This window comes from Kribbella sp. NPDC002412 (assembly GCF_053592935.1).
This window is the reverse complement of record NZ_JBSFBL010000012.1, coordinates 153413-163993: the sequence shown is the minus strand read 5'-3', so window position 1 is coordinate 163993 and position 10581 is coordinate 153413. Positions and strand designations below refer to the sequence as shown.

The window sequence follows — 10581 nt, the reverse complement described above, 5'->3', positions numbered from 1 at the left end:
GTTCGCCACTCGGGCCCGCCAGGACGACGTCGTACGGCGGGAGCTCGCCCAGCGGCATGCCGGTTTCGAGTCGTTCGGAGACGCGGAGGGCGCGGGTCAGGTCGCTGGTGAACAGGTAGGAGACCAGGCCGTACTCGGTGTCGTTCGCCATCCGGACCGCTTCCTCCTCGGTCTCGAAGGCGGTCAGGGGCGCGACCGGGCCGAAGATCTCCTCCTTCTGCAGGCGCGCGGTCTTCGGCACGTCGGCGAGCACGGTCGGCTGGTAGAAATACCCGTTGCCTGACGCAACCGACGCGCCGGTGAGCACCCGGGCGCCTTGCCCGACCGCGTCGTCGACCAGGTCTTTCACCTTGTCGCGCTGGGTGGCGTCGATCAGCGGGCCGACGTCGACGCCGTCCTCGGTGCCGCGGCCGACCTTCAGCGCGCCCATCCGCTCGGACAGCCGGCGCGCGAACTCGTCCATCACCGGCGACTGCACGTAGATCCGGTTGGCCGCCGTACAGGCTTCGCCGCCGTTGCGCATCTTGGCCAGCATCGCACCGTCGACGGCCTTGTCCAGGTCGGCGTCGGCGAACACCAGCAGCGGCGCGTTCCCGCCGAGCTCCATGCTGGTCCGCAGCACCTGCTCGGCGGCCTGCTCGATCAGCTTGCGACCGACCTGGGTGGAGCCGGTGAACGACAGCTTGCGGGCGCGTCCGTCGCGGATCAGCGGCTCCATCACGCCGCCGGAGTCGCTGGTGGTGATCACGTTCAGCACGCCGGCGGGCAGCCCGGCCTCGGTCATCAGCTCGGCCAGCTTGAGCATCGACAGCGGGGTCTGGGCGGCCGGCTTGATCACCATCGTGCAGCCTGCGGCGACGGCCGGGCCGATCTTGCGGGCACCCATCGCGGCCGGGAAGTTCCACGGTGTGATCAGCAGGCACGGGCCGACCGGCTGCCGCATCACCAGGAAGCGGCCCTTGCCGTTCGGGGCCACCTGGTAGCCGCCGTCGATCCGGACCGCCTCCTCGGCGAACCAGCGGAAGAACTCGGAGGCGTAGGCGATCTCCGCCTTCGACTCGGCGACCGGCTTACCCATCTCCAGCGTCATCAGCAACGCCAGGTCGTCGGCTTGCTCGGTCATCAGCTCATAGGTACGGCGGAGGATCTCGCCGCGCTCCCGTGGTGCCGTGGCGGCCCACTCGGCCTGCGCAGCGACGGCGGCGTCCAGAGCGGCCACGCCGTCGGCCGGACTCGCATCGGCGACTTCGCACAGTGCCGTACCGGTGGCCGGGTCCTCGACGGCCAGGGTCTTCCCGCCCGCGGCCGCCCGCCACTTACCTCCGATGAACAGCTCGGTCGGACACGCTGCAACGACTTCCTGTTCGCTCGTCATGTACCCACCATAGGTACGACGTTCAGGCTGTGGCGATCAGTGGCGGGGCGTGACGTGGGACGGTGCGGACTGCGCCAGTGAGTCCGCCCGCGATCGTGCGCAGGATGGCCGACCGTACGAGTCCGTCGAAGGCCAGCGGAACCAACATGACCTCGTCGGCACCAGTGGCGGCAACCAGTCTGCCCAGTCCGGACACCACTGTGGCGCGTGAGCCGACGACGTGACCAGGATCGTCCAGCAGCCGCTCAGCCTTGCTGGCCTCCCTGCTGGTAAGCGGCGGATCCAGCAGTTCGATCAGCTCGGCCGGAGTGGCGCGGGGCGACGCCGCTGCGAGTCGCGTCTGCACACGGACGTACTCCGCGAACCGGACGATCGCGTCTTCGTCGGAGTCCGCCGCCACCACGCCGACCGTCACCGCAAGATACGGCTTCACGGTCGGCCCGCTCGCCGCGAACTGGTCCTGGTACGCCGCCACCGCCGCAGCCGTTGTCGCCGCCGCGTGGTGATGCGCCAGCACGACCGGCAACCCTCGTACGGCGGCTGCCGCGGCAGCACCCGGCTGGTCGGCCAGCACGAAGACAGGTGGCGGCAACCCGGCCAACGAGAGCCGTACATCGCCTACCGGTGCACGGCCCGGCAGAGCGTCACGCAGGAAGCCACACAACTCGTCCAGCCGCTGCGGGAACGCGTCTCGTGCGGTTTCGCCAAGCGCTGCCGCCGTACTGGGCGTCACGTCGGCCGACTGTCCGACACCAAGGTCGATTCGGCTCGGGTAGGCAGCTGCCAGCGCTGCGAACTGCTCGGCGATCACGAGCGGTTGATGGGTGGTCAGCAGTACGCCGCCCGAACCCAGCCGGATCCGGTCCGTCCGCGCGGCCAGGACGGCCGCGAGCACGGCCGGTGTGGCGCTACCGACGCCTCGGACACCGTGCTGCTCCCCTAACCAGAAGCGGCGGTATCCGAGGTCGTCAGCAGCCTGTGCGACCTCCGCGGTCTCCCGGAGTGCGGCCGCAGCCGACTGACCGGGCAGCTGCGGTACGACGTCGAGCACCGAGTGCGCTGAGACGGGTAGTCCGGGAGTCACGGGCGAGAGCACCTGCCCACCGTGGCAGCGCCGGCGGCTTCGCACATGGGTGTTCGGCCCCCATGTTCAGGCCGGTGCACACCTACCTCCCGACCATGGCGCCGGTCCCGAAAATGGGGGTGCGGACAGCTTGCCGCGCTGTCGACCGGTCGGGCATCGTTCCCGCCGTTCCTTCAGATTTTCACCAACCACGTCACTCCCTGTGAACCCGCGCTTGCGCGGCGAAATATGGGGGCTGGATACCCATGTCTGGGGCAGGTCGCCGATGGCAGCCTGTCCGCGTGCTCAACTCAGCGACCGCCGGGCCGGCGCGAACCGACCAGCGTAAAGCCTGGTGGTCCGCTGGTATGCGCCCGCACGAGCTGACCGCCTCCGCTCCCGCTTGGGCGGAGTACGTCGAGCGCAGCACCACCCAGACCGCGCCTGCCGCCGGTCGCAGCCCCGCAGGGACCGATGCCGTCGGCGGCCACACATCAGGTGGGGCTGACGGGGCGTCGGGTGGGCACAGCGACTGGCGGCAGGCGCTTGTACGTTGCCTGGAGCCCCTGCTCGACTCCGCTCGCTGCGACCTCGCTGCCGCCGGGCACACCGGGGTACTGGCGGAGCAGTTCCTGCACCGGCTCGGCCTGCGCTTGGTGAAGCTTGCCTCGCGCACCTTGGTGCTGGAGCTCGCCCGGGCCCGTGACCGTGGCGAGCTGGCCGGTGACACACCGGCAGAACGCTTTCTGGACTTCACCCGCCGGCTCGTAGGAGGGAGCGAACTGGCGGAGTTCCTGGCCGCATACCCGGTGCTGGCCCGGGTCCTGGGCGAGTCGTGCCGACAAGGCGTCGAGGGTCATCTCGAACTGCTGGCACGACTCGCCGAGGACCGTGAGTCGCTCGTCATCGGACTGCTGGACGGCCGTGATCCCGGTGCGCTGACCGCCATCGACCCTGCGGGCGATCCCCACCGGGGCGGGCGGTCCACGGCAACCCTCACCTTCGCTGACGGGCGACGGATCGTGTACAAGCCGCGGTCGCTCGACCTGCACGGCCACTTCAACGAGCTGGTCGGCTGGCTGAACGGCAAGACCGGTCTGGACATCAGCACGGTCGGGCTACTCCCCCGCGACGGGTACGGCTGGTCGGAGTACGTCGTACATCAGCCTTGTCATGATCTGGCCGAAGTACGTCGCTTCTACCACCGGCAAGGCGCGTTGCTGGCGTTGCTGTACGTGCTGGACGGCACCGACATGCACTACGAGAACCTGATCGCCGTCGGTGAGCAGCCGGTTCTCGTCGATGTCGAGACGCTGTTCCACCCGAGCCACGCACCGATTGGTGCGCTCAGCCGCGACCCGGCGTACCAGGCATTGCTGAGCTCGGTCTACCGCACTGCGCTGCTGCCACTCCTGGTGAGTGGCGAGCACGGTGTGGCGGACATGTCCGGCCTAGGTGGCGACGCCGGCGCGACCGCACCGACCAGCGTTGTCGACTGGGCCGACGCCGGCCTGGACTCGATGCACCTCGTCAGGCGCCCAGGGACGACCCACGGCGCGCGGAACCGGCCGCAGCTGGACGGCGCCGACATCGAACCTCGGGACCACGAAATCGCTGTGCTCACAGGGTTTCGGGCCGCGTACGAGGCGATTGCCCGGCACCGCGATGAGCTGATCGGAGCGGACGGGTTCCTGGCACGCTGCGCGTCGGACCAGATCCGTTTCGTGCCGCGCAGCACCAGCCTCTACACCGGGCTGCTGGACGAGGCGACGCATCCGGACGCGCTCCGGAACGCAGCCGGTCGCAGCCAGCTGCTCGACCTGTTGTGGGACGCCGACGAGGCGCTGCACGTCGTGGTGCCGTACGAGCTGGCCGACCTGTGGGCAGGCGACGTACCGCTGTTCACGGCGCGTCCGGACTGCCGGGACGTCTGGGCTTCCGACGGCACCCGCATCCCGGACGTGCTGGCGACCGAGGGGCTCGCTGCGGTGGAGGCGAAGATCGCCGGCCTCGGCGACATCGACCAGCACCGGCAGAAGTGGGTGATCTCCGCGACGCTCGCGACCCGGCCGGAGCCGATCGTGCACTCCAGCACCGCCGCACACCCGGACCTTTGCGCCACCGAGGCGGACCCGGACCACCTGCTCGCCGCCGCAACGGACATCGCCGACGAGATCATGGCGCAGGCCCACAGCGAGTCCGGCGGAGCGGCCAACTGGCTCGGCCTCGAGCTCCTCGACGACCACCACTGGGCCGTCAGGCCAATGGGAGCAGGGCTTTCCAACGGCTACACCGGTACGGCGCTCTTCCTCGCCCAGGTCGGCGTGCTGACCGGAGCAGGCAAGTACTGCGAGCTCGCGCGGGACGCGATCCGCCCGATCCCCGCGCTGCTCGAGGCCCTCGCGGCGGACCCGGAGTCCGCGCAGCTGGTCGGTCCGGGCCTGCACGGGCTGGGCGGCATCAGCTACGGGCTCGACCGCCTGCGCCACCTGCTCGACGACTCCGATCTCACTTCCTGGCTGGCCGCGTCCCTCGAGCTCAGCGAGAAGCTGCAGCCCGACGGGTTCCCCTCGTACGCCGAGGGCGCGGCCGGCGGACTCGCCGCCATGCAGGCGATCCAAGGGTTCCCGGCCGCCACCCGCTTGGCCAAGCGGTACGCCGAGGAACTCGTCGACACAGTGGAGCTCGGGCTCCGTCGTGGCCGAGTAGCAGCGGACCACGGCTTCGCCCGGGGCTATCAGGGCATCGCCTGGGCTCTCGGCCGGTACGGCGTACCTGGAGACAGGTACACGGACGTCGCGCGTGCGGCGGCCGATCTGGACCGCCGAGAGCGCCCTGGTGGCCATGGCTGGTGCTCCGGGGACGCCGGGACCGCGCTGGCCCGGCTGTCCGCCGGAGTACCCGCGGACCTCGAGGCCTACCTGAGGACCGCAGCAGAACGTCCGGTGCTCGCCGACCTGAGTCTGTGTCACGGCGAGCTCGGCGCGGTGGAGCCACTGGTGTGGCTCGCCGAACGCGAGCACGCAGCCGTTGAGGTGGTCCGGCGCCGCCGGGCCGGGCTGGTGCTCGCCGCAGTACAGCAGTACGGACCACAGTGCGGGACACCGCGGTCGGTTCCGTCTCCAGGCCTGCTGACCGGTCTGGCGGGAATCGGCTACGGCCTGCTCCGGCTGGCGTTCGCCGAACGCGTTCCGTCCGTCCTGCTGCTCGAACCAACCGCCGGGTCAACGCGTCAAGCACAGCGCTGACCCATCAGTCGAGGGGAAACAGCATGACCGCCCAGCACCACACCGCACAGCACCAGGCAGAGCAGCCGGAGATCCAGCAGCCGGTCCAGGACCACACCGACCCGCTCGGTCCGATCATGTTGCCGAAGCGTTCCAAGGTCGGCGCCCGGGCGATGGCCCTGGTGGGCACCGTCGGCCTGAGCGCGTTCGCAGCCGCGGCCGCCGCCAACGTGGCCGACAGCACCTGGCCGACGATCTAGGACTGACCGACCAAGCGATTGATCGACGGCGCCGACCGGTCCCCTGGGGGGTGGCCGGTCGGCGCCGCCGATTCGCTGCGGCGGCAGCAATACGTCGTTAGAGTTGGCAAGCATGCAGACCCGCGCTCCCAGAGTGGTCGGCAGAGACCGGGAGATCGATCAGCTCCACCGTCGGCTGGCGGCGACCCGAAGCGGTCACGGGGGTGCGATCTTCCTCGTCGGCGAGCCCGGAATCGGCAAGAGCCGGCTGGCCGGAGTAGGTACGGCGCACGCGCTCGACCATGGCATGGCGACGCTGCGCGGCCGGGTCGGCGCCATCGGCACGATGGTGGCGTTCCGCCCGTTCACCGAAGCACTGCTGTCACTCATCCGCCGCGGTGAGATGCCGGCCGCCGACGGGCTCGGTCCGTACCGGCAGGTGCTCGGCCGCCTCGTCCCGGACTGGGACGACGGTACGGCGCACGACACCGCAACGTCGACCGTCGTGCTCGGTGAGGCTGTCCTGCGACTGCTCGCACTGGTCGGCAAGGACCGTGGCTGCCTGCTTGTTCTGGAGGACCTGCACGGGTCCGACCCCGAGACACTCGCAGTCGTCGAGTACCTGCTGGACAACCTGGAGGACCAGCCGATCACACTGGTCGCCACACTGCGCCCGGAGACCAGTGCGGCGTACGAGCTGGCCAGACTGTCCGCCCAACGCGGCTCGGCCAGCCTGGTCGAGCTGCAACCGCTGGACCGGGCACAAGTGGGTGAGTTGGCAGCCGACTGCCTGGAGGTGCCGCCGGACGGCGTACCCGATGCACTGGTCGACCAACTGTGGCGCGACAGTGCCGGAATCCCTTTCATCGTTGAGGAATTACTGCAGGAGGCGAGCAGGTCCGGACAGCTGCTGTCCAGGGCGGACGGCAGCGTGCAGGTCGTCGACGATCTGCAGACGAACGTCCCGGCAGCCGTTGTCCGAAGCATCAGCAGCCGGACCGATCAGCTCGGACCACAGTCGCGCGACCTGCTGGTGCTGGCTGCCGTCATCGGTCACCGCTTCCCGTTGAGCGTCGTACGCAAGGCAACCGGGACTGACGAACGGTTGCTGCTCGCCACCTTGCGAGCGGGCCTGGCGGCGCAGCTGGTCGGGCCGGACGAGCCGGTGCCGGACTGGTACGCGTTCCGGCATCCGCTGACCGCAGACGCGCTGCTTGCCGGGCTCACTCCGACCGAGCGGGCCACACTCGCCAGGCGTTGCGCGGACGCGATCGAGGCGCTGCACCCCGGGCTGCCGGGTGAGTGGTGCCAGATGGTCGCCGAGCTCGCCGAGACCGGTGGCGACAACACCCGAGCCGGCCGGCTGTTCGCCATGGCCGGGCGGCGCTCGTTCGACGAGGGGTCGATGGCGTCGGCGGTGAAGCTGCTGGAGCGCGCAACCGCCTTGCTGGCCGGCGATTCCGACACCAGCTTCCGGGCCGACGTGCTCGGATCGTTGCTGATCGCACTGAGTGAGACCGGACAGTTCGAGAACAGTACGGCGCACGCTGCGACGATCGAGGAGATGGCCGACCGCAACCTGGACAGCCGCAAGGTCGCCGCCCTGCACGTGCAGCTGGCGAACCTCGAGCACATGGCCGGCCGCTGGTCCGCCGCGCTGACCCAGGTGGCGACCGCGCGGTCACTGCTCGGCATCGACGCCGGCGACGCCGACCTCGCGCCGGTCGACGCGATCGCCGCACACCTCGAGCTGGCCCGGCCGAGCCCCGGCCGGCTCAAGGCCGCGACCGAGCTGGCCACCCGCGCCGCCGCGGCGGCCGAACGCGCCGACCTGCCCGCGGTCGCCTGCGACGCGCTGCAACTGCTCGGCATCCTGTCCCGCGAGCACGACCTCGACCGGTCGATCGACTACTTCCACCGGGCCAGGCTGGTGGCCGAAGAGCACAACATGACCTTCCAGCGGGTCTGCTCGCACATCTTCCAGGCCGGCACGATCTGCCTGGCCGGAGGCAGCATCGTCGAGCTCGAACGGGCCCGGCAGCAGGCGCTGCGGATCGGCGCGATTCCGCTGGCCTACGAGGTGGACGGGATCCTCGGTCAGCAGGCGATCCTGCGGGCCGAGTACGACAAGGCCCAGGTCATCATCGACGAGTGCCTGGAGGTCACCCGGCGACTCCGGCTCGGCCGCTCGGCGACGTACTTCCTGTCCACCAAGGCGATTCTGGAGGCCCATCGGGGACGCCGTACGGCGATGGAGGAGGCGCTGGCCGAGGCCGCCAACTGGGGTGGCGAGCGCGCGTCGTACGAGCTGCCGTACTCCTACGGGCTCGCGCGCACGTTCTGCGCGCTGCTGGAGGAGAACCGGGAGCTGGCCGACTCCGAGATGGCGCAGGCCCTCGCGTACGACGCGCAGAACCCGACCACCCTGCACACGTCGGGCAAGTACGGGCTGGGGTTGCTGCTCGGCGTGCTGTCCGGCCGCAACAGCTGGGCGCACTTCGAGGCGACCACAGCCGCGGCGGCCAGTGGGATGCGGTGGAACAAGCAGTTCGTCCAGTGGGCGCACGCCGTACTGCTCGGCCGGGACGGTCAGGTCGACGCGGCCAACGCCAAGGTGGCGGAGGCGCTGGAGACCGCGTCGATCTACCCGATGGCGCGGTACCTCGGTCTGCGGTTGGTCGCCGAGCCGGCGCACGCCGACGGCTGGGGTGAGCCGGTGGCGTGGCTGCGGCAGGCCGAGGACTACTTCCACAACGCGGACATCCAGGCGGTGGCAAGCTCGTGCCGTAGTCTGCTGCGCCAGCTCGGGGCGACGGTGTCACAACGCCGCAGCGGCATCGAGCAGGTGCCAGCGCACCTTCGTCAGCTCGGCATCACCAGCCGCGAGTACGAGGTCTGCCGGTTGCTGGTGGACCGGATCGGCAACAAGTCGATCGCCTCCCGGCTGCACATCTCGCCACGGACCGTGGAGAAGCATGTGGCCAGCCTGATGACCAAGACCCAGCAACCGGACCGGGAGGCACTGAGCAGTTTCGCCCGCACCGTTCTGCAGGACTGATTGCCGGTCCGATTCCGGCACTGATGCGTGTGCTGGGAGACGGGACCGCCGGAGGGTGATACTTGTCGACTCACGCATTCGGCGACCGCCCGTCGGCGCGGCACGGGACAGCAGGGCACGGTAATTTATGAACGCTCGCTTTCTATATAGGATGGGCGAGTGGCAGGCAAGGGGTCGGACATGAGCAAGGGAACGGTCGGCGGCGGCGGTACGACGATGCTGCGGCGGATCAACGTCGCGGCGGTACTGGACGCGGTACGCCGCTCCGCGCCCGCACCACTGCGCGTCGCCGAGCTGGTCGAGCGGACCGGTCTGGCCAGACCGACCGTCGCCCAGGCCGTGGACGAGCTGCTGGACGCCGGCTGGCTGCAGCAGCACGGCCCGGACTCCGCGGACCGCTCACTCGGTCGTCCGGCGATCCGCGTCTCACTGCGTGGACGCGCTGCGCCGGTGCTCGGCCTGGACGTCGGCCCGCACCGGGTGACCGTGGGTGTCTCCGACCTGGCCGGCCGCAAGCTTGCGCTGGTGCGCCGCTCCGGTCCGGGCTGGACCGCGCAGGAGCTGCTCGGGGTCATCAGTGAGGTGATCACCGAAGCGCTCGCGGAGGCCGAGGTGCCGGCTGAGGACATCGCTGCTGCGGTGGCCGCGAGCCCGGGCATCGTGGACGAGCACACGGGTCGGGTCCAGCTGGTTCCGAGTGTGCCGGGCTGGTCCGCGATCGACCTGACGAAGCACGTCCGCAGCCTGCTCGACTGCCCGGTGATGCTCGACAACGACGCCAACCTGGCCGCGCTGGCGATTGCTGCAGCTCGTGGCGGCACGGGCACGCTGCTCGCTGTGCAGTGGGGCGAGCGGCTCGGTGCGGGCATCGTGATCGACGGCCGGCTGCACCGGGGCACGGGCGCTGCGGGCGAGATCGGGTTCATCGCCACCGCACCGGACGACGTGATCAACCCCGAGGACAGCCGCGGACCGCTGGAGCGTGCGGTCGGCTCGGAGGCCATCGCCGCACTGGGCCGTCAAGCTGCGCTGGACAACCCCGACTCGCGACTGGCCGAGCTGGGTGGCGAGCAGCTGGACACCGCTGATGTCTTCGCAGCTGCCGCAGAGCGTGACCCGGTGGCGCAGGCCGTCGTACAGCAGGTCGCCCGGGACTTCGCCCGCGCGCTGGCCCCCGCCGTCCTCGTGCTGGACCCGACTGCCGTGGTGATCGGTGGCGGTGTCGCCCGCGCAGGCGCCGTACTGCTCGACGCCATCTCCGACCAGCTGCGCCTGCTCACGCTGAACCACCCCAAGCTGGAGCTCTCCGCCCTCGCCGAAGACGCAGTAGTCACCGGAGCCATGCGCATGGCCCTCGACGAGGTCTGGCAACGCAAGCTCCCCACCCCAGCCCTCACCAGCACGGCCTAGGGCGACCGCGGCCCCTTCACGAACTTCGCACCGGCTGCGCCGCACCAACAGGTGTAGGTCAGCTCGTACACGACCTGCCCGGTGACATCCATGCGGCGCTCCATGCCGTTCACCATGCTCAGCGGCAGCAGCATGCGCCGATCACATACCGAGCAGGTGATCACGATCATCGCTGCCCCCAGGAATAGGCGCGGCTGACGTACAGGCGC

General features: G+C 70.2%; 7 protein-coding genes. 4 read left to right on the top strand and 3 right to left on the bottom strand.

The window, feature by feature from the left end; translation table 11 throughout:
- Both ACWCOV_RS12980 and ACWCOV_RS12975 read right to left on the bottom strand, forming a co-directional pair.
- Positions 1 to 1375, bottom strand: a 1375-nt coding sequence (locus tag ACWCOV_RS12980; RefSeq protein WP_449829439.1) for an NAD-dependent succinate-semialdehyde dehydrogenase, incomplete at its 3' end; no start/stop codon positions are given.
- Positions 1376 to 1397: 22 nt separating this feature from the next.
- Entirely contained in the window at positions 1398 to 2471 is a 1074-nt protein-coding gene (locus ACWCOV_RS12975; RefSeq protein ID WP_449829438.1) for an MsnO8 family LLM class oxidoreductase, read from the bottom strand.
- A 335-nt stretch (positions 2472 to 2806) separates the two neighbouring features.
- Here ACWCOV_RS12975 and ACWCOV_RS12970 point away from each other — a divergent pair, with 335 nt between their 5' ends.
- The 4 genes from ACWCOV_RS12970 (at position 2807) to ACWCOV_RS12955 (ending at position 10372) form a co-directional block, all read left to right on the top strand.
- A complete protein-coding gene (locus tag ACWCOV_RS12970) occupies positions 2807 to 5686 on the top strand; it encodes a type 2 lanthipeptide synthetase LanM family protein (RefSeq protein ID WP_449829437.1) in 2880 nt (959 codons plus the stop codon).
- A gap of 23 nt (positions 5687 to 5709) precedes the next feature.
- Complete coding sequence (locus tag ACWCOV_RS12965; protein ID WP_449829436.1) at positions 5710 to 5925, top strand: hypothetical protein; 216 nt, start codon at positions 5710 to 5712, stop codon at positions 5923 to 5925.
- A 112-nt stretch (positions 5926 to 6037) separates the two neighbouring features.
- On the top strand, positions 6038 to 8962 hold the full coding sequence (locus ACWCOV_RS12960; RefSeq protein WP_449829435.1) for an ATP-binding protein: 2925 nt from the start codon (positions 6038 to 6040) through the stop codon (positions 8960 to 8962).
- 180 nt (positions 8963 to 9142) lie between these two features.
- Positions 9143 to 10372, top strand: coding sequence for an ROK family transcriptional regulator (locus ACWCOV_RS12955; protein ID WP_449829434.1), 1230 nt, complete (start codon positions 9143 to 9145; stop codon positions 10370 to 10372).
- Here the strand turns inward: ACWCOV_RS12955 and ACWCOV_RS12950 are convergent.
- The gene (locus tag ACWCOV_RS12950; protein ID WP_449829433.1) at positions 10369 to 10542 is read right to left on the bottom strand and encodes a hypothetical protein; all 174 of its coding nucleotides are present in this window, start codon (positions 10540 to 10542) and stop codon (positions 10369 to 10371) included. The genes ACWCOV_RS12955 and ACWCOV_RS12950 overlap by 4 nt on opposite strands.
- Positions 10543 to 10581: the final 39 nt, after the last annotated feature.

Coding starts and splice junctions, on each gene's coding strand:
- ACWCOV_RS12950 (WP_449829433.1), bottom strand. CDS start 10,542: ATGATCGTGATCACCTGCTCGGTATGTGATCGGCGCATGCTGCTGCCG.
- ACWCOV_RS12965 (WP_449829436.1), top strand. CDS start 5,710: ATGACCGCCCAGCACCACACCGCACAGCACCAGGCAGAGCAGCCGGAG.
- ACWCOV_RS12955 (WP_449829434.1), top strand. CDS start 9,143: ATGAGCAAGGGAACGGTCGGCGGCGGCGGTACGACGATGCTGCGGCGG.
- ACWCOV_RS12960 (WP_449829435.1), top strand. CDS start 6,038: ATGCAGACCCGCGCTCCCAGAGTGGTCGGCAGAGACCGGGAGATCGAT.
- ACWCOV_RS12970 (WP_449829437.1), top strand. CDS start 2,807: ATGCGCCCGCACGAGCTGACCGCCTCCGCTCCCGCTTGGGCGGAGTAC.